At 37.9% G+C, this 17,893-nt stretch carries 19 protein-coding genes and 1 tRNA gene; 8 read left to right on the plus strand and 12 right to left on the minus strand.

Features of this window, described 5'->3' with window-relative positions; translation table 11 throughout:
• Positions 1-7: 7 nt before the first annotated feature.
• Positions 8-1,786 carry a gamma-glutamyltransferase gene (gene ggt, locus OLW01_RS10685; RefSeq protein ID WP_268073906.1) on the minus strand — a complete coding sequence of 593 codons (1,779 nt, stop codon included), beginning with the start codon at positions 1,784-1,786 and terminating at the stop codon, positions 8-10.
• Between the two features lie 134 nt (positions 1,787-1,920).
• Between ggt and rrtA the strand changes: the two genes are divergently transcribed.
• The gene (rrtA, locus tag OLW01_RS10690; RefSeq protein WP_268073907.1) at positions 1,921-2,547 is read left to right on the plus strand and encodes a rhombosortase; all 627 of its coding nucleotides are present in this window, start codon (positions 1,921-1,923) and stop codon (positions 2,545-2,547) included.
• A gap of 119 nt (positions 2,548-2,666) precedes the next feature.
• Here rrtA and OLW01_RS10695 read toward each other — a convergent pair whose 3' ends face one another.
• Positions 2,667-4,139 (minus strand): TyrR/PhhR family helix-turn-helix DNA-binding protein, encoded by a 1,473-nt coding sequence (locus tag OLW01_RS10695; RefSeq protein WP_268073908.1) that lies wholly within the window; start codon positions 4,137-4,139, stop codon positions 2,667-2,669.
• Between the two features lie 183 nt (positions 4,140-4,322).
• Here OLW01_RS10695 and priC point away from each other — a divergent pair, with 183 nt between their 5' ends.
• On the plus strand, positions 4,323-4,829 hold the full coding sequence (gene priC / locus OLW01_RS10700; protein WP_268073909.1) for a primosomal replication protein PriC: 507 nt from the start codon (positions 4,323-4,325) through the stop codon (positions 4,827-4,829).
• A gap of 118 nt (positions 4,830-4,947) precedes the next feature.
• Positions 4,948-5,280, plus strand: coding sequence for an outer membrane protein assembly factor BamE (locus OLW01_RS10705; protein WP_268073910.1), 333 nt, complete (start codon positions 4,948-4,950; stop codon positions 5,278-5,280).
• Positions 5,281-5,496: 216 nt separating this feature from the next.
• On the opposite strand, the gene OLW01_RS10710 is transcribed toward OLW01_RS10705, so the two are convergent.
• The 3 genes from OLW01_RS10710 to OLW01_RS10720 all read right to left on the minus strand — a co-directional run bounded on the left by OLW01_RS10710 (position 5,497) and on the right by OLW01_RS10720 (position 8,034).
• Positions 5,497-7,065, minus strand: coding sequence for a SulP family inorganic anion transporter (locus OLW01_RS10710; RefSeq protein ID WP_268073911.1), 1,569 nt, complete (start codon positions 7,063-7,065; stop codon positions 5,497-5,499).
• Positions 7,066-7,199: 134 nt separating this feature from the next.
• Entirely contained in the window at positions 7,200-7,526 is a 327-nt protein-coding gene (locus OLW01_RS10715) for an RnfH family protein (RefSeq protein WP_268073912.1), read from the minus strand.
• Positions 7,527-7,602: 76 nt separating this feature from the next.
• Positions 7,603-8,034 (minus strand): type II toxin-antitoxin system RatA family toxin, encoded by a 432-nt coding sequence (locus tag OLW01_RS10720; RefSeq protein ID WP_268073913.1) that lies wholly within the window; start codon positions 8,032-8,034, stop codon positions 7,603-7,605.
• A gap of 315 nt (positions 8,035-8,349) precedes the next feature.
• Between OLW01_RS10720 and smpB the strand changes: the two genes are divergently transcribed.
• Positions 8,350-8,835: an SsrA-binding protein SmpB gene (gene smpB / locus OLW01_RS10725; protein WP_268073914.1), complete on the plus strand. Its 486-nt coding sequence runs from the start codon at positions 8,350-8,352 to the stop codon at positions 8,833-8,835.
• A gap of 82 nt (positions 8,836-8,917) precedes the next feature.
• Here the strand turns inward: smpB and OLW01_RS10730 are convergent, their stop codons facing one another.
• From OLW01_RS10730 to pspA, 7 genes are all read right to left on the minus strand, one after another.
• On the minus strand, positions 8,918-9,433 hold the full coding sequence (locus OLW01_RS10730) for a YgjV family protein (protein WP_268073915.1): 516 nt from the start codon (positions 9,431-9,433) through the stop codon (positions 8,918-8,920).
• 425 nt (positions 9,434-9,858) lie between these two features.
• A tRNA-Ser gene (locus tag OLW01_RS10735) sits at positions 9,859-9,949 on the minus strand.
• A 188-nt stretch (positions 9,950-10,137) separates the two neighbouring features.
• Positions 10,138-11,202 (minus strand): quinolinate synthase NadA, encoded by a 1,065-nt coding sequence (gene nadA, locus OLW01_RS10740; RefSeq protein WP_268073916.1) that lies wholly within the window; start codon positions 11,200-11,202, stop codon positions 10,138-10,140.
• 154 nt (positions 11,203-11,356) lie between these two features.
• Positions 11,357-11,695 (minus strand): 4a-hydroxytetrahydrobiopterin dehydratase, encoded by a 339-nt coding sequence (locus OLW01_RS10745; RefSeq protein ID WP_268073917.1) that lies wholly within the window; start codon positions 11,693-11,695, stop codon positions 11,357-11,359.
• An 86-nt stretch (positions 11,696-11,781) separates the two neighbouring features.
• The gene (pspC, locus tag OLW01_RS10750; protein ID WP_268073918.1) at positions 11,782-12,204 is read right to left on the minus strand and encodes an envelope stress response membrane protein PspC; all 423 of its coding nucleotides are present in this window, start codon (positions 12,202-12,204) and stop codon (positions 11,782-11,784) included.
• Entirely contained in the window at positions 12,197-12,436 is a 240-nt protein-coding gene (pspB, locus tag OLW01_RS10755; RefSeq protein WP_268073919.1) for an envelope stress response membrane protein PspB, read from the minus strand. Before pspB ends, pspC begins: the two co-directional genes overlap by 8 nt.
• Positions 12,437-12,439: 3 nt before the next feature.
• Positions 12,440-13,126, minus strand: coding sequence for a phage shock protein PspA (gene pspA / locus OLW01_RS10760; protein WP_268073920.1), 687 nt, complete (start codon positions 13,124-13,126; stop codon positions 12,440-12,442).
• Positions 13,127-13,305: 179 nt separating this feature from the next.
• On the opposite strand from pspA, the gene pspF reads away from it, so the two are divergent.
• The 4 genes from pspF to OLW01_RS10780 are packed head-to-tail and all read left to right on the plus strand — an operon-like array spanning position 13,306 to position 17,884.
• Positions 13,306-14,361, plus strand: a complete 1,056-nt coding sequence (gene pspF / locus OLW01_RS10765; protein ID WP_268073921.1) for a phage shock protein operon transcriptional activator — start codon at positions 13,306-13,308, stop codon at positions 14,359-14,361.
• A complete protein-coding gene (locus OLW01_RS10770) occupies positions 14,354-15,976 on the plus strand; it encodes an ABC transporter substrate-binding protein (protein ID WP_268073922.1) in 1,623 nt (540 codons plus the stop codon). Before pspF ends, OLW01_RS10770 begins: the two co-directional genes overlap by 8 nt.
• A complete protein-coding gene (locus OLW01_RS10775) occupies positions 15,976-17,004 on the plus strand; it encodes an ABC transporter permease subunit (protein ID WP_268073923.1) in 1,029 nt (342 codons plus the stop codon). The genes OLW01_RS10770 and OLW01_RS10775 overlap by 1 nt, the downstream gene beginning before the upstream one ends.
• A complete protein-coding gene (locus OLW01_RS10780; RefSeq protein WP_268073924.1) occupies positions 16,994-17,884 on the plus strand; it encodes an ABC transporter permease subunit in 891 nt (296 codons plus the stop codon). Before OLW01_RS10775 ends, OLW01_RS10780 begins: the two co-directional genes overlap by 11 nt.
• Positions 17,885-17,893: the final 9 nt, after the last annotated feature.

Below are 17,893 nucleotides of genomic sequence, written 5' to 3' on the forward strand. Positions count from 1 at the left end.
GCTAAGATTAATAACCTAGTGCTAGCCCTTCACGTCGTGGGTCAGCTGCGCCTTGCCAACCGTTATTAGATTTCCAAATCGCATGCAAACCGCTATTTAATTCTCTAACTTCGACTTTATGCCCTAAGTTTTTAAAATAAGCAGCTTGTTCACTTAAATTGGTATTAGCTTCTAACGAGGTTTTACCATTTAAATTGGTCACTTTGGCTAAATTAATCGCCTGCTGAATGGATAAATTCCAGTCTAATTTTGCAATTAAGGTTTGTGCAACATAATCAATAATACGAGAGCCGCCTGGCGAACCTAACAAACCAACTAGTTCATTGTTCTGGAATACCATAGTCGGTGCCATCGAGCTACGAGGTCTTTTGTTAGCGGTGACTCTGTTAGCCACTCGTTCGCCATTTTTGTAAGGCGAAAAAGAAAAATCAGTTAATTGATTGTTTAGTAAAAAGCCTTCGACCATTACCGTTGAACCAAAGGCCATTTCAATACTAGTTGTCATTGAAACAGCATTCCCCCATTTATCAACGATACTAATATGAGAGGTACTTGGCTGAGTTAAATTAGCTGACTCCACAGCGGTTATCGAATTAATTTGACCCGCTTTAGCTATGCCTAAATCTTTATATTGATCAATCAATGCCGTCCTTTTTTCAAGATAATCAGCAGACAATAAAGATTCAACAGGCACTGTCACAAAATCACTATCTGCAAGATAAGCATTTCTATCAGCATAGGCTAATTTGGAGGCTTGGGTAAATAAGTGCAAGGCTTGCGGCGCGTTGGCAGAATACTGAGCTAAATCATAAGGCGCTAATAACTTTAAAATTTGCAAGACAGTAAATCCACCAGAACTAGGGGGACCAAAGCCACAAATTTGACTGGTTTTATATTCACCACAAATAGGCTGCCTTAACTTTGCTTGGTAGCGCTTTAAATCGGATAAAGTCAATTGACCTGGGGCTATTGGGCTTTGCTGCACCGCATTAACTATTTTTTCAGCAAGCTCGCCTTGATAAAAGTACTGCGAACCTTGTTTTGCAATTTGCTTAAACTGTGCCGCTAACGCTGGATTTTTTTTAAGCATTCCTGCTTTTAAACCTTGCCCATTCGGATAAAAATACTGGCTTGCTTGCGGCATTTTTTTTAAGCCTGGATTTAACGCTCGTTGAATTAATTGTTCAAGCCGAGGTGACACAACAAACCCTTGCTCACTTAAGTGAATTGCATCATCAAATAAAGCCTGCCAGTTAAGCTTACCCCATTTTTTTTGGCCAAGCTCTAATGCAGCCAATACTCCCGGCACGCCAACAGAGCGCCCTCCAACAACCGCTTCATGCCAGCTAATGGCTTTTCCATTTTCAAAAAATAAAGATTCAGTTGCACTGTTTGGTGCTGTTTCTCGGCCATCCACCGCAAATAATTTTTGCGTTTGTTGATCCCAATACAAAATAAAGGCACCGCCACCAATCCCGGATGATTGAGGCTCAACTAAAGTTAAAACAGCTTGAATAGCAACAGCTGCGTCAAAAGCACTCCCTCCATTTTTTAATACTTTTAAACCAACTTTAGTTGCGTATGGGTTGGCACTGCTAACCATTGCCTGAGATGCTGTTACCAGTTTTTGCTCAGTTAACCCAGTGGCAGCTTCTGGGTCTCGTGCTTCGCGCTGTGTGAATTCGGGTGCTAACTGAGTATCAGTTACTTTTGGGTTCGAACAGGCTGAATTTAATAATAAAATACCAAAGCAACTGGCTAACTTAAAAAATTTAAAAAAATACATGATAAACTCAAATACGGCGATGATGAAAACAGAAAGACAGAGTAACAAATAAAACAGACAAAGTTGAGATTAACAAAGTATTGCCGTTATACTCGGTTACCCAATATCGATTATCAAATAATAGAATGCTCAACATGCCTGTTATTCAAGCGCCCAAATTTATATCACAGCTACCCTGGTCGAAATTTCCACTGATTTTAACTTGGCTTTGTATCTTATGTTTGATTCAGGGTGCGCACTATTTATCTCAAACGTTTTTCCAGCAAACCTGGCTAGAATATCAAGTTACTCATGGTCAGCTCACTCAATTTTGGCAGCCCGTTACCGGCCACCTAGTGCATAGCAATTTAAATCATTTATTAATGAATATGGCTGGTTTACTCACACTATGGAGTTTGCACGGCCAATATTATAAAACTAAAACTTTTAATTATTTAGTTTTCAGCAGCAGTTTATTTATTTCAGGCTATTTATTTTTATTTAGTGATATTGATGTTTACGTTGGGTTCTCTGGCGTGTTACACACATTAGTCGTTTGGGGCGCATTAATCGATATAAAACAAAAAGAAAGCACAGGCTACATACTATTATTAGCGGTTACTGGCAAGCTTGTTTGGGAGCAAATATCAGGCGCCAGCGATTCAACAGTGGAGCTAATAGGTATGCAAGTGGCCACACTAGCGCATTTAGCAGGTGCTATATTTGCTTTATTATTCTTTGTATTCGCGCCTGTATTTAAAAGCCGCCCCAAATTTATTTAACCTCTACTTGGGTGAAAGTGTATTTAACTTTATAGCTCTTCATGGTTTCTAACGATATTTTTTTGCTTTGTGTCCGTGAAAAAGGTCGTTTGAAACATATTCATTAAACCGAGTTGGGGTTATTTGATGACTTTTACCGTGTGCTTATTAATTCCGTATTCTCGTAACTTATTTGCAATTGCGGTATGACTCAGACCTAATTTTTGCGCTAATTGCCGAGTGCTTGGATAGTGTGGATATAACTGCCTTAACAAGGCGTTTTCAAATCGCTTCACTGCATCGTCCAACGAGCCTGATAAATCGGCTTGCAAGCTATAATATTGCTTGTCAGTTTTGGCTAAATTAAAATCATCTGCTTCTAATAAGTCTTTATTATGGGTCAATATTGCTTGGTTTATCGCCTTCTCTAATTGAGTCACATTACCTAACCACGGATGCGCTAACAGCAACGATAGTGCATTATTTGAAAGACTAACCGCAGCTTTTTCAAACCGGTTAGCGGCTTTTTTTAATAAAATTTCAATTAAATTAGGTAGATCTTCTTTTCTATCACGAAGCGCCGGAACTAATATCACTAATTGGGTGATTGTTTGAGATAAATTTTCATTAAAGGCGCCTTCTTGTTGTAAATATTCCAAGTTTTGCTGGCTAGTGAACATAAACCTTAAACCTGAATGCGTATTTTGTTTTAAATAAGCCAACAAAATTTTCTGAGCATCTATCTCTAGCATATCTACATGCCTGAAAATCACGCTGCCCAAACGGTCTTCATCCGCCAGCGCACTAAGCTGAGTATTGAGCCTATCCGGTTTTAAGCCAATGCATTCAATACTTTGATAGGTTTTACTTGAGTCTCCTCCTAAGTAGTGACATAAAGTAGCAAAAAAGTGTTTGCCAGTCCCAGCCTCACCTTCAAATACAACTGCTAGGTTGGTGCGAGATAATTTTTTCAGGTCACGAACCATTTTTCGACTTACGGATGCATGCTGCACAACTTGATTTAAAATAAATGCCTGTTGATTGGCTTGCGGGTATGGTGCTTTACTTAATTTACAACGAATAAATGCGCCTGAATAAACTTGCGTATTTTGCTCTGCAGGCAACCAAAGAGGATAAAATTCAATTTGATACGTTTGTTGTTCAATCTCACCCACTTGTAGCCGTTTTTCTTGGCTTTGTTGATCTAACCAACGCTGAATATTAATACCTTTAATCCTAGCTGAAACTTGCCCCAGATCAGTTTCACTTTTGACATTAAATAAATTTAACGCAGCTTGATTTGCTCGAATTGCTTTACCCTTTTCATCAATCGATAAAGCTGGCTCTAAGTCACTTTTAAGTGATAGCATAAGCTCATAATGCTGACGTTCAAACGGCATAGAACTAACCGTTTTAACATCACTGACACCATCAACAAGTCGAATCTCAGGCATTAGATGTTGAAACTCAGCAAACTCAATACTCGGAAAATGTAAGTATATTTGCTCTGCATGCACCTCAATACCTTGTAAATCGATTTGATGACGTACTAATATTTCGAGAATATCCTGAGTGATGCCGAGGCGATTTTCACAACAGATTTTTAGTCTCATTAAGTTGACACCTTTGAGCATATTAATAAATTTATTTTTTTAAGCTTAGCCTAACAGCTTTAAATGCGCTATTTAAAGCTGTACTTGAAATACTAGGCAGTTTAAATAAAACCCGTAAGCTAAACAGAGTTAGTTTGTTGAAACGCAACTAACTTGCACACCAACTTTTAAAATGAGACATGCATGACACTTTTTGAACAAGTTTCGCAGACTTTTAATAAGCTATCTGACAAGCTAAAAAAGAATAAAGAGCAAGAAAAACTAGCGAGCATTTTACAAGAACACCATAGCTTTATTTGTCAATCTGAACAGCTATCGGATTATTTACAAGAAACCCAGCAACTCATTAAACTGGCCTTTAAAAGCCAAACTCAAGACAGCGAGCGTCTATCTGACAGACTGAATGCTCAATTAGAACTATTAGCCAAACTCGCTTTAAATGGTAAATTAGTTGAACATAATGCGGTCACTGAATATCGCAGTCGCATTGGAAAAATGCATAAAACGCTTGCTGAATATCGTCAGTATTTAGCTCGCTTTGATGACCAAATTCGGCTTAATCCAAATTTGCCTGATAACCATTCAATTTACCAAAGACGAGAGCGCTGCTTACAAGCGATTAATCAACTTGAAGACAAAATCAGTAAGATAGAACAGAAAGGTTACGGTACAAATCGATATTTCAAATAAGTTGAACCTTTTGTCTCTATGCAAATCAAGATATACTGGTTCACTGACAATCGATATTCACCCTATCTTTTGGGTGCAGATATCGAAAACTCGAATTATTAAATGAAAAGAGCGCTAAATGAAACCTTTTATTACCCTAATTTTGGCAGTTGCGTTAGCAAGCTGTGCGTATCGCATCGATATTAGACAAGGCAATTACATTGAAAAGAAAGATGTAGATAAACTCAGACAAAATATGACAAAAGAGCAAGTTGCTTACGTATTAGGAAAACCTATTATCGAAGACGCTTTTAATAAAGACACTTGGTATTATTTATACCATGTAAATTATGGTGATGGTCGTCCTGATAGACGTATCGAACTCACCTTACAATTTGATGAGAACAAACTCCAAGATTTAGAAGGCTCAATTGACAAGCCCGAAGACTTTGAAAAATCATTAGATTTATAAAAAAAGCCTTTAAATGCAAACCACATTTAAAGGCTTTAATTCAGACTAAAAGACAATTAAAAAAGCCGCATTTTAAAGTATCCAGTTGATAAATGGCGTACTTTAAAATGCGGCTTTTTTTGTACCTAAACTCTCTAAAATAAAGGTCCAAACATCGCTTTACTTTTACCGACTGATACCGAGGGTAAAAGTAAAGCAAGGACAGTCAGCTACTGGCTAACCACCCAACTCATCAGAAGCAACATGATAGTCAGGGTCTTCCATTATATTAACTTCACACAAACTACCTGCGCGTTTTAATAATTGGCGACATTCAGGACTTAAATGTCGTAAATGCAATTTTTTACCTAAAGCTTCATATTTTTCGGCTAAACCATCTAAAGCTTCAATCCCAGAATGGTCACTCACTCGAGAGCGTTTAAATTCAATGACCACATGTTCAGGATCTGTTTCTGGGGTAAATAACCCTTTAAAGTCAGCAATAGACGCAAAGAAAATAGGGCCGCGTAAGTCATAAACTTTATAGCCATTTTCATCAACATAAGTATCTGCCTGAATATGTTTTGCATGCTTCCAAGCAAAAACTAGAGCTGAAACTATCACACCAACAATAACAGCGATCGCCAAGTCAAACGCAACCGTAATCCCTGACACTAATATAATAATAAAAGCATCTGTTACTGGTATTTTTGGCATAATTCTAAATGAAGACCACTCAAAGGTGCCAAGAACCACCATAAACATAATACCGACTAAAGCGGCTAGTGGGATCATCTCAATTAAGCCCGACGCAAATAAGATAAAACCAAGTAAAACCATAGCCGCCGTTATCCCAGATAACCGACCTCGACCACCTGAATTGATATTAATCATACTTTGACCAATCATCGCACAACCACCCATACCGCCAAAAAAACCGTTAGTCGTATTTGCAATGCCTTGACCAATACACTCGCGATTACCACGACCTCGTGTACCGGTAATTTCATCAATTAAAGTCAAGGTTAATAATGATTCAATCAAACCAATTGCCGCAATAATTAATGCAGTAGGGAAAATAATATAAAGGGTTTCTAATGTGAAAGGCACCATAGGAATCGCAAAACTGGGTAGCTCCCCTTTTAGTGAAGCCGTTGCGGCTTGCTCTGGTGGTAGCATATCTCTCACAAAATCAATCACTGTGCGTGCTTCTAAATCAAGTCCAATAACAATCCCAGTTACGACAACAATTGCAACTAAACCAGAGGGAATTGCCGTTGTTAATTTAGGTAAAAAATGGGTGATTGCCATCGTTAGCGCAACTAGGCCTAGCATTATCCACAAAGCTTCGCCCTGTAACCATTGCCACTGCTGATAGTCATTTAAAAACTTAAATTGACCCATTTGCGCTAAAAATATAACAATAGCTAAACCATTTACAAAACCCAGCATAACCGGATGCGGTACCATCCGAATAAACTTACCGAGTCGTAAAATACCGGCTAATATTTGGAACAAGCCAGCCAAAACAACAGCAGCAAATAAATATTGCACCCCATATATGGCAACCAAAGAAACCATAACGACTGCGGTTGCACCGGTTGCACCAGAAATCATCCCAGGGCGACCACCAAAAATAGAGGTTAATAGCCCCATCATAAATGCAGCATATAAACCCACCATAGGTTCAACACCTGCAACAAACGCAAAAGCAACAGCCTCAGGTACCAAAGCAAGCGCTACGGTTACACCTGACAGCACATCATTTTTAACGTTCGATTGATTGTTAGAAATTAAACTAAACATGTAAATCTCTTGTGTTAAATGACTAATGAAATCGAAAAAATTCGACACGAAAATAATATAGAAATGACAGGCTTGATCGTAATCAAGCCGTTAAAGCACAGTGAACAAAGCTAACTAAATTAAAACTTGTTAATTTACGCTTTGCCCCCTGTAATTTTGTTAGCACGCCCCTCTTCTTTAGCTTTTTCAGCTCGGCGGCGACGTACATCTTTTGGATCAGCTATCAGCGGGCGATAAATTTCTATCCTATCACCGTCTTTAACTCGATCTGCTAATTTTTTACTGCGACTCCAGATACCTATTTTATTACTTTCTAAATCAATATCTGAATGCCGGTGCAAAATACCGGATTGCTCAATACAAGTTTGAATATCAGCACCTTCTGCTACATGAACCGTTAATAAACTTTGTTCATCCGGTAATGCATAGGCAACTTCAATTTTTAATAAACTTTCATTCATAGTTAAACTTAATTAATAAATACAAAGGGTATTGGTGTAATAACTTATCATTGTAATAATTGGGCTTGTATCATCATTAACGATAAACTACGTTAGCTCTTTGGGTAAAAGCCTTGACCATATTATTTGCCATGTGATTAAAGATAGAGCCAAATGCGATTTCAACAAGTTTTGAAGAAAATTCAAACTCAAGATCTAGTACAACCTTGCAAGCTTCTTCGTCCAAAGGGATAAACTGCCATAAGCCAGTTAACCTTTTAAAAGGCCCATCTACTAAGTTAATTTCAACCTGACGACCTACTTGCATTTTATTATGAGTTGTAAACCATTTGCCTATATTCGCTTTACCAATTTGGACTGACGCTTTTAATTCAGTCTCAGATTGACTCATCACTTTTACATCTAAACAGTCAGGTACAAATTTCGGGTATGAAGAAACATCATTAACCAAATCATACATTTGCTTGGCACTAAACATAACCAACGCATGGCGATGAACTTTTGGCATTCATAACTCCCTGAATTAAACGAGCGCGGATATTAACATAAAAAGCGCTTAAACGCAGTTATCCCTAACTTAAATACAACTAAAATGGGCGATTATACTGATAAAATTAAAACGAAACTGGCAGCTGATGCGCTAACTCAGTATAATGATTACCTTATACTTAAGATATTGGCAAGTGCCTTACCTTAATTCAGCCACTCAAATGTAAGTTGGGCGGCATGGCATTATCACATTCACAAGCACTCCATTTGCACAATCAACTGTAAATGGCCTCAATCGCTTGCAACAGGCAAATCGAGGATTAACAATTTATTTATGGCAAAAACAAAGAAAAAAAACGGCAATAATAGCAACCTAATTGCGCAAAATAAAAAAGCGAAACACGAATTTTTTTTAGAAGATAACTTTGAAGCCGGTATGGAGCTACAGGGCTGGGAAGTTAAAAGTATCCGTGAAGGCAAAGTTAATATTTCTGAGTGCTATGTCATTATCCAAAACAATGAAGCATTTTTGGTTGGTAGCCGAATTACCCCGTTAAACTCAGCATCAACCCATGTGGTCGCTGATCCGGTTCGTCCTCGAAAACTATTACTTAACCGCAAGCAGATCGACAATTTAATTGGTGCTCGAGACCGCGATGGTTACTCAATGGTCGCTACCCGTATGTATTGGAAGCGTTGCTGGGTAAAGCTAGAAGTACGTCTGGCTAAAGGTAAGAAAATGCATGATAAGCGCAGTGATATTAAAGATAAAGATTGGGCTCGTCAAAAAGAACGCATGATGAAAACTAAATTGCGTTAGTTTTATTGCATGACATTAATAAATATCTTAACTCAAAATAAAAGGTAGCAGGTTAAATGACCTGCTACCTTGGATAACTCATTTAAGCTAATGCTAATTTCAAACTACCACAGTCCCGGTACAAACGGTACATAGTGGTTAAATTCATAACAATGACCGCACTTTCTAAAATCATACCGCCAATTGAACCTACAATAATATTATTGGTTAACCAAAAACATGAACCTGCAAATAAACATAAACGCATTTTAATACCGTCTAAACAAAACAATGCATAAGTACCACAACAAGCACCAACAATAGCAATCATATCTGTCCATTGCTGGGCAATAAATGCGCCAACAGAAATAGTGACAAGAATAAATCCGCATGCAACCAGTCTTGATTTTACTTTAATCGAAGTAGCGGTACGACACGCAGAGAATAAACAACAAAATGCAGACGTAGATGCGCCTAATAAAAAAAAGTGCAATGCATGGTTTATATTAAAAATCAGCATAACTGATTTCAAACGTAAATCATCTTTTTGAAAAAAGCAGAGCAAAGATAAAGCCACACTCAATAAGCCAACGGCTTGTGCGATCATAATGCTAGACATGAATAACCTTTACAGCAAATTAATTAACAAATCGGGCAATTTCAACATCAGTATTAGCCGCGTAAATTAACGGTTTATAACTGACTGTTTAATGCATTAAGAACCGACTAGTATATCACTTACCAGTACTTTGGATAAGAGTTAACTTGTTGTTTTAAAATGAAAATATTGTAAATTATTTAATAGAAATAAAGAAATGAAAATGATTTAAATACAAGATGAAATTAATTAGTTTATCAGTTGGGAATAAAATGCTATAGATTTGTGTAGCTCAATGTTTCTACGCAGCAAATTAAAACTCAAAATAGATAGCTAAACACCACAAGGCTAGTTATCCATGATCCAAAAAGTTACATTACCTTAAAAAATCATTCAATATGCATGGAGGGATGTTGCAGGGGTTAAGTTACCCGCAGCAAAAGAAATGGCGGTGAGAGAGGGGTTCGAACCCTCGATACGCTACAAACGTATACACACTTTCCAGGCGTGCGCCTTCAGCCGCTCAGCCATCTCACCGGATAAAATAATCAACCTAACCTTTAAGGCTAGGCCGCGAATAATAGGGAAATCGACTCAGTTTATCAAGCGGATTCTGAATAAAATCTAGGATTCTTGGTTTGAAATAAAAATTTGTTGATTTTTAATACAAAAAAGCATCGCTAAATCGCGATGCCTTTAATTTACTTATTAATAGTACAATAAGTTTATGCGTTGCCTTTAACTTTCATTTTAAGTTCTTGTGCAAAATTAAGCATTCGATCTAATGGAATCAATGCTTTTTCACGCAAATCGTCATCTACAAAAATTTCATGTTCAGACAAATCATCCGCAATGAGCGCATTTTCAATTGCAACTAAGCCATTCATCGCCATCCACGGACAATGCGCACAACTTTTACAAGTAGCGCCATTACCGCCTGTCGGAGCTTCAATAAAGGTTTTATCTGGCGTTAATTGCTGCATTTTATAAAAAATGCCTTTATCCGTTGCCACAATAAACATTTCATTGTCCATTTCTTGGCTGGCTTTAATTAGCTGACTAGTTGAGCCAACCGCATCGGCTAAATCAATCACTGAAGACGGTGATTCAGGATGCACCAATACCGCAGCCTGCGGATACATTGATTTTAAATCATGTAAATGTTTAGCTTTAAATTCATCATGAACAATACAAGCGCCGTTCCATTTAAGCATTTTTGCGCCTGTTTGCTTTTCAATATAAGCGCCTAAATGTTTATCTGGACCCCAAATAATTTTATGGCCTTCACTATCTAAATGCTCAACAATTTCAAGCGCAATAGATGAAGTAACAACCCAATCAGCTCTTGCTTTCACTGCTGCAGAGGTATTGGCATAAACTACCACGGTGTGATCCGGGTGAGCATCGCAAAAATCTGAGAACTCTTTTTCTGGACAGCCTAAGTCTAACGAGCAAGTTGCCTCTAACGTCGGCATAAATACACGTTTTTCAGGGCTTAAAATTTTGGCAGTTTCACCCATAAATTTAACCCCAGCAACAATCAGGGTTTTTGCGGGGTGGTCTCGACCAAAGCGCGCCATTTCTAATGAATCAGAGACACAGCCTCCGGTTTCTTCAGCCAGCGCCTGGATTTCAGGATCAGTATAATAATGCGCGACTAACACCGCATTTTTTTCTGCGAGCAGCGTTTTGATCCGCGCTTTATACTGGGCTTTTTGCTCAGACGAAAGCGGAGCCGGTTTGGCCGGAAAATTAAATTCGTATTCAGCTTGGGTTTGCAATTGCACCATTTCTATCACTATATCAAGTAAGCTAGTTGATTTGAGGCGAATTATACGCAATAACAGGCTTCAAAGTACAGTTTCATGCCTGTTGTTTTGCGGTTTTCCCTGTTAATTTTGTAAACTATCTAATTCACAAAACAAAAAAGCATGGCTTTAGTGGTTAAACTTGGTCTGATTTAGCTGCGCAAATAAAGTCATTTTTATGTAAGCCTTTAATTTTGTGCGTCCACCAAGCTAATGTTACTTCACCCCACTGTGTAACAATTTTTGGATGATGCGCTTCAGATTCAGCCAGTTCACCGATTTTATTTGTAAATTCAAGTGCGTGAACAAAATTTTTAAATTGATAAGTCTTATAAAGCTGCTCAACACCTTGTTCCGTTTGTATTTGCCAACCTGATAATTCCGACAACCACTGATTTTTTTGCTGCTCAGTCGCTTGCGGAGCCTCTACATGACACGCTTCGCATGCCTGTGTATTTAACTGAGTTGACTGCATAAAATAACGCCTCTTGCTTGAGAAAACATCTTATAATCTAAACATGTTAGCTATTTAAATTAACCTTAACCCGAATTGAGGTTAAATTAGAGTTTATTTATTTCCCTTTCAACTTGAAAACGCTGTGAAGTTACATGCTTCTCCATCTGTTGAATGCGCTGCTCTAATTTTTGATAACCATTAGCTATCGTCACTAATGCCTGCTTAGGTGGTTCACCCGAGCGCCAGGTATTTTCTTTGATGTCAAAATGATAATCATCATAACCAAAGTTATTCTGGCCATATGAGTTTGAATCTCGGCGGTCATCCGGCTTATTATCGGGTTCTAAAATTAGCCAAGCGGCAATGTAGGCAAATAAAATCAAACTACCTGAAAAAAACAAAGCGCCAAACGTGATAATTCGTACAACCCAAGTTTCTAATGAAAAGTGGCGAGCTATACCAGCGCACACTCCTGCTATTCTGGCATGTTTGATATCTCGTGTTAGCCGCGTATTTGGCTTATTCATGTCGGTCTCTCCAACTTGGGGATTCTGCATCTAAAATCTTTTCAAGTGATTTAATCCGCTCTGCCAGTTTTTCCGCTTGCTGAGCCAATTGTCTCATTTGATATTTTTCTTCTTCAGTTAGCCCCTGCTTAACTTCTCGTTTACTACGATAGCTTAAAAACAACCATATAGGGGCTACAAATAAGGTAAATAAAATGAGCGGAGTAATAATTAAAGCCACTATTGCAGTCATGCTTTACACCTCATTTGAATGATTGCCTGTTGAGCTTGTATTCATTTTTGCTTTCATTTTTTCAATTTCAGCATCAATCTCGTCTTGAACAATTAACTCATCAAATTCATTTTTTAGATTTTGTTGCTGTAAATCATAGCTATCAACCTGCGCTTCCAGATCATCTATTTTTCGTTCATAAGCATCAAAACGATTCAGCGTATCTTCAACTTTACTACTATCGAGCTGGCGCTTAACCGATAATCTTGATGAGACTGTGTTTTGTTTTAACAGTAGAGCTTGCTGGCGTGCTTTGGCATCCGTTAGTTTATTTTGTAGTTGATGGATTTCTGACTGGAGCTTTTCCACTTGTACATCAAGCTGATTTAATTCGTTTGAAATAGACTTAGCCACATCGGCTAATCTATTTTTTTCAATCAATGCACCTCTAGCTAAATCTTCACGACCTTTGTTTAATGCTAGTTCAGCTTTTTGCTGCCACTCTTGTTCTTGTTGCGCCACTCTGTCTAATTGACGATTTAAATCTTTTTTCTGCGCTAAAGTTTTAGCTGAATTAGAACGGACTTCAACTAACGTATCTTCCATTTCTTGAATAATTAAACGCACCATTTTGGCCGGATCTTCAGCCTTATCTAATAATGCATTTAAATTTGAATTAATAATGTCATTAAACCGAGAAAAAATACCCATAAATTACCTCTACGTTATTAATTAACTAATCTTTAATTAGGTTTGTTAATTAATATAGATAGCGAATTTTATGCCAGAATTATAAGCTCATGATTTTAAATTAAAAAAGTTATGTTGGCTTTTTATCTTACTAACCCCCATAATAATAAAAACCAAATTATAGTTTATTTAACGAAATTATGGCTAATTTAACCAACTCATTAAAATTAATTGGTCAATCACATTATTTTTCAAGTATGCTGGAGCATATTTCCAAACTAGCAAGCTTGAATAAGCCGGTTTTGGTAATAGGTGAAAGGGGCACAGGTAAAGAGCTGGTAGCTCAACGGCTTCATTATTTATCTAGTCGCTGGCAAGCGCCTCTTATTAAACTTAACTGCGCTGCAATTAATGAAAACCTGCTTGAGAGCGAACTGTTCGGTCATGAATCTGGCGCATTTAGTGGCGCGCAAAAGCAACATGCCGGTCGATTTGAGCGAGCTCATGGGGGCAGTTTATTTTTAGATGAATTAGCCAATACCAGCACCTCGGTCCAAGAAAAATTACTCAGAGTAATTGAATACGGAGAATACGAGCGTGTAGGCGGACATAAAACCTTACAAGCGAACGTTCGTTTAATTGCTGCGACAAACGAAGATTTACCCAACTTAACGACACAAGGACGCTTTCGTGCCGATTTGCTAGACCGATTGGCCTTTGATGTGATTACCATTCCACCGCTGCGGTACCGACAAGAAGACATTTTGTTATTAGCAGAACATTTTGCAATCAATATGGCATCAGAATTAAAGTTCGATTTGTTTTCAGGCTTTAGTGAAGACGCGACTCAAGCTTTACTTGACTATCATTGGCCAGGCAATGTTAGAGAGCTTAAAAATGTAATTGAACGCAGCTTATATCGAGCAGGTAACCCAAATCAGGCGTTGAATGAGATCGTATTTGATCCATTTGAATCTCCTTTTCGACCCGTTTCAACTAACATTTCAACCAATAAAAGTGAACGGCCTAAGCCTTCACCCCAAATAAATGATTTAAATTCTCAAAATGAAGCGTACAATTATAAGGTAAGTCTTAAACAAGCTTCCGCTGAACTTGAAATTAACATGATAAAAAATGCGCTAAAACAGAGCCAATACAACCAAAAGCAAGCCGCTCAGTTATTACAAGTTAGTTATCATCAGTTACGTGGCTATTTAAAAAAATATAAATTATTGGACTCGCTTAAGCATGATTAAGCCAGATATCAGATATTGTTGGTTATTTAGTGTTAGTTTATTTTGCCTACTTGGCTGTGAATTTCAGGGTGTGACAAATGACCCTAGATTGCAGGATGGCTTAATTTATTGCTCAGAAGGCAATCCCGAAAGCTTTAACCCACAAACAACCACTTCAGCGATTACTTTAGATGCTAGTGCTCGCCAACTTTATGATCGCTTAATTAATTACAACTCGACCACCCAAGAATTAGAACCTGGGTTAGCGACCCGCTGGCAAACCAGTGACGATGGTTTAACTATTGACTTATATTTACGCAAAAATGTAGATTTCCACCAAACCCAATACTTTAAACCGACTCGAAAATTTAACGCCGATGACGTGGTATTTAGTTTTAACCGATGGCGATTAAAATCTCACCCTTTTCATGAAGAAGCTGCAGATTATCCTTATTTTCAAACCCATCAGCTCAATTTACTAATCGAAGATATCAAAGCCGTTTCCCCTTACCATGTACAAATTTCTTTAGTGCAACCCAGCAGCTCTTTTATTACTCAGCTCACGACAGATTATATGGTTATTTTATCTGCTGAATATGGCCACTATTTGACGTTGATGGATAAAAAATCTCAAATGGATGAATTGCCTGTCGGGACAGGTCCTTTTTTATTTACTGAATTTATTCCTGATGAGTATATCCGGTTTAAAGTTCACCCTGATTATTGGGGAGGGAGCAGTCAATTAAAGCAACTTATTTTTGATATCACCCCCAAAAGTTCAACTCGTTTAGCCAAGTTAGTCACCAAAGAGTGTGACGTTATTGCCTACCCTATTGCCAGCGAAATGGAAATATTGCAAGAACGACGAGATATCACACTGCAAAGCAAAAATGCCGAAAATACAGCATTTTGGGCATTTAATACCTTAAAACCGCCGTTTGATAACCCACAAGTTCGCCGAGCATTAGCTAAAGCAATTGACGTTAAAACCATTTTTAAAACCGTTTATTATGGTATGGCATTTCCGGCAAAATCGGTTGTTCCTCCTAGCTCATGGGGATTTAATCCTAATTTAAGCCACTATGAATATAACCCTGAATTAGCAAAAAAAGAGCTACGTGCAGCGGGTGTCCCTAAAGGGTTTAAAATGGAAGTTTGGGCGCCTCATATTGAACGAGCTTATAATCCTAACGCCGTCAAAATGGCAGAGCTGATAAAAGCGAATTTGGCAGCTGTAGGCATAAAAGTAAAAATCGTGGATTATGAATGGACAACTTTACGTAAAAAATTATCTGCCAACGAGCATGATTCTGTCTTGATTGGCTGGAATGCTGATATTCCTGACCCGGATAACTATTTACGCCCTATTTTAACCTGTACCTCTGCTATTTTAGGGAGCAACCGCGCAGCTTGGTGCTCTCCTGAGTTTGATACCTTGCTAATCAAAGCGCAATTAAGCGAAAATAGAGATGCCAGAAAAAAATTCTATTTTCAGGCGCAGAGCATTTTAAACCAACAACTTCCGGTAATGCCTATCGCCCACTCAATGAGCTTTTTAGCAAAACAAGATAACATCCTAAAAGTGAATTTTTCTGCGTTTTCCGCAATTTCATTCAGAGAAACTGAGAAACTATAATGTTTATCTATTTATTGCGCCGCCTTAACTTGCTAATAACCACTTTATTTTTAATCAGCTTACTGTCTTTTTCTCTTGGGCATTTGTTTCCAGGCGATGCTGTCATTAATTTTTCCGGCCAGCAAAGTTTAACTTATTCTGAATATGAATTGCTAAGTGATAAGTACGGGCTCAACCAATCGTATTTTGAGCAATATTTAATTTATTTAAAGCATATCATCTCGGGTGATTTAAGTGTTTCATTTAGTACACAAAAACCTATTTTTGATGAGTTTTTACGTGTATTACCTGCCTCTGTTGAGCTTAGCTTATACGCCTTAATTGTTACTTTGGTTATTGGTTTGCCACTTGGGTTATGGGCTGGCGTTAAACATAATAGTTTGATTGATAAAGTAATATTTTCAACAGCTACTATTTTCAATAGTATCCCTATATTTTGGGTTGGTTTACTCTTTATTCTTATTTTTACTTTAAACTCAAGTTGGCTGCCCATGTCTGGCCGACTAAATTTATTGTACGAAGTGCCGACACATACGGGCTTTTTACTAATAGATATTGCCTTAAGTAATTTAAATAACAAAAGTTACGTGTATTTAGATGCAGTGTCGCATTTATTCTTACCCACTATAACGCTTGCTGTGCTGCCTGTTACCTTAGTTATTGGTATGATGCGCAGCTCAGTTATCCATGTAATGAGCTTGCCTTATATAAAAGCAGCTCAAACAAAGGGCTTAACCAGCTGGCAATTAATTAGCCGACACATTTTTAGGAACGCTTTACTACCGATTATTCCACAATTTGGATTGCTATTTAACACGCTAGTTACCAGTACTATGATTACCGAGGTTATTTTTTCTTGGCCTGGTGTTGGCCATTGGATAATAGAGTCAATTTATCAAAGAGATTACCCTGCTATCCAAGCAGCTTTACTGCTAGTTGCATCTATGATGATTAGCATTAATGTTTTATTAGAAATTGTCCACATGCTGGTTAATCCACTGATGAGAAAAGAAATCAATGCCACATAGCGATATCTATAACGAAATTGACTATCCGGGTCCGTATAAACAAGCATGGAACCGATTTAAACAAAACCATGTTTCTTGGGTCTGTTTTTGTATTGTCGTTTTTTTTATAATAGTAGCCTTGCTTGCCCCCATTATTAGCCCATATTCATCAGATTATCAGGACACTCAATCTATTTTGCTGCCACCGTCGTGGCAAAGCGCTGGCGATGTATATTATTTATTGGGCACGGATGATTTAGGCCGAGATGTTCTATCTCGGCTCATTCATGGTGCCAGTTTAACTTTTGGTATTAGTTTATTGGTTGCCTTTGCCGCATTGCTAGTTGGCGTTGCATTAGGTGCGTTAGCAGGGATGAGTAAAGGCATTCGTTCAAGTGTTTTTAACCATTTATTAGATGCCATTCTCTCTATCCCTTCCCTTTTATTAGCCGTGGTCATAGTGGCAATATTAGGCCCAGGTTTAGATAATACTATTTGGGCTGTGCTATTGGTATTAATTCCCCAATTTGTTCACCGCACCCAAATTGTGATTAGAGAAGAGCTAAAAAAAGAGTACATAACGGCAGTTAGGTTGGATGGTGCGACCGAGTTTCAAATATTAAAAAATTCTATCTTTCCAAATGTCATTGAAAGCATCATTCTACAATACAGTTTAGCGGTTTCGGCTGCCATGCTAGATATTGCCGCTTTAGGTTTTTTAGGTTTAGGTGCTCAACATGGTTCACCTGAGTGGGGCGCTATGTTAGCCGATAGCATTGATTTAATTTATCGCGCTTCTTGGTTAGCTATTTTACCCGGAATTACCATGTTTTTATGCTTGTTATCTGTTAATAGTGTTGGTCATGGCTTACGCAATGCGCTAAGACACAGAAGCGATTAATAAGGAAAA

The sequence above is a fragment of the Catenovulum adriaticum genome, assembly GCF_026725475.1.
GTDB classification, from domain to species: Bacteria; Pseudomonadota; Gammaproteobacteria; order Enterobacterales; family Alteromonadaceae; genus Catenovulum; species Catenovulum adriaticum.

What these genes read in the sequence shown, in the direction of transcription:
- ggt (WP_268073906.1), bottom strand. Translation starts at nt 1,786, where the DNA reads ATGTATTTTTTTAAATTTTTTAAGTTAGCCAGTTGCTTTGGTATTTTA.
- priC (WP_268073909.1), top strand. Translation starts at nt 4,323, where the DNA reads ATGACACTTTTTGAACAAGTTTCGCAGACTTTTAATAAGCTATCTGAC.
- pspB (WP_268073919.1), bottom strand. Translation starts at nt 12,436, where the DNA reads ATGACTGCAATAGTGGCTTTAATTATTACTCCGCTCATTTTATTTACC.
- OLW01_RS10710 (WP_268073911.1), bottom strand. Translation starts at nt 7,065, where the DNA reads ATGTTTAGTTTAATTTCTAACAATCAATCGAACGTTAAAAATGATGTG.
- smpB (WP_268073914.1), top strand. Translation starts at nt 8,350, where the DNA reads ATGGCAAAAACAAAGAAAAAAAACGGCAATAATAGCAACCTAATTGCG.
- OLW01_RS10775 (WP_268073923.1), top strand. Translation starts at nt 15,976, where the DNA reads ATGTTTATCTATTTATTGCGCCGCCTTAACTTGCTAATAACCACTTTA.
- pspA (WP_268073920.1), bottom strand. Translation starts at nt 13,126, where the DNA reads ATGGGTATTTTTTCTCGGTTTAATGACATTATTAATTCAAATTTAAAT.
- OLW01_RS10730 (WP_268073915.1), bottom strand. Translation starts at nt 9,433, where the DNA reads ATGTCTAGCATTATGATCGCACAAGCCGTTGGCTTATTGAGTGTGGCT.
- OLW01_RS10695 (WP_268073908.1), bottom strand. Translation starts at nt 4,139, where the DNA reads ATGAGACTAAAAATCTGTTGTGAAAATCGCCTCGGCATCACTCAGGAT.
- OLW01_RS10780 (WP_268073924.1), top strand. Translation starts at nt 16,994, where the DNA reads ATGCCACATAGCGATATCTATAACGAAATTGACTATCCGGGTCCGTAT.
- OLW01_RS10745 (WP_268073917.1), bottom strand. Translation starts at nt 11,695, where the DNA reads ATGCAGTCAACTCAGTTAAATACACAGGCATGCGAAGCGTGTCATGTA.
- pspF (WP_268073921.1), top strand. Translation starts at nt 13,306, where the DNA reads ATGGCTAATTTAACCAACTCATTAAAATTAATTGGTCAATCACATTAT.
- OLW01_RS10770 (WP_268073922.1), top strand. Translation starts at nt 14,354, where the DNA reads ATGATTAAGCCAGATATCAGATATTGTTGGTTATTTAGTGTTAGTTTA.
- OLW01_RS10705 (WP_268073910.1), top strand. Translation starts at nt 4,948, where the DNA reads ATGAAACCTTTTATTACCCTAATTTTGGCAGTTGCGTTAGCAAGCTGT.
- nadA (WP_268073916.1), bottom strand. Translation starts at nt 11,202, where the DNA reads ATGGTGCAATTGCAAACCCAAGCTGAATACGAATTTAATTTTCCGGCC.
- pspC (WP_268073918.1), bottom strand. Translation starts at nt 12,204, where the DNA reads ATGAATAAGCCAAATACGCGGCTAACACGAGATATCAAACATGCCAGA.
- OLW01_RS10720 (WP_268073913.1), bottom strand. Translation starts at nt 8,034, where the DNA reads ATGCCAAAAGTTCATCGCCATGCGTTGGTTATGTTTAGTGCCAAGCAA.
- rrtA (WP_268073907.1), top strand. Translation starts at nt 1,921, where the DNA reads ATGCCTGTTATTCAAGCGCCCAAATTTATATCACAGCTACCCTGGTCG.
- OLW01_RS10715 (WP_268073912.1), bottom strand. Translation starts at nt 7,526, where the DNA reads ATGAATGAAAGTTTATTAAAAATTGAAGTTGCCTATGCATTACCGGAT.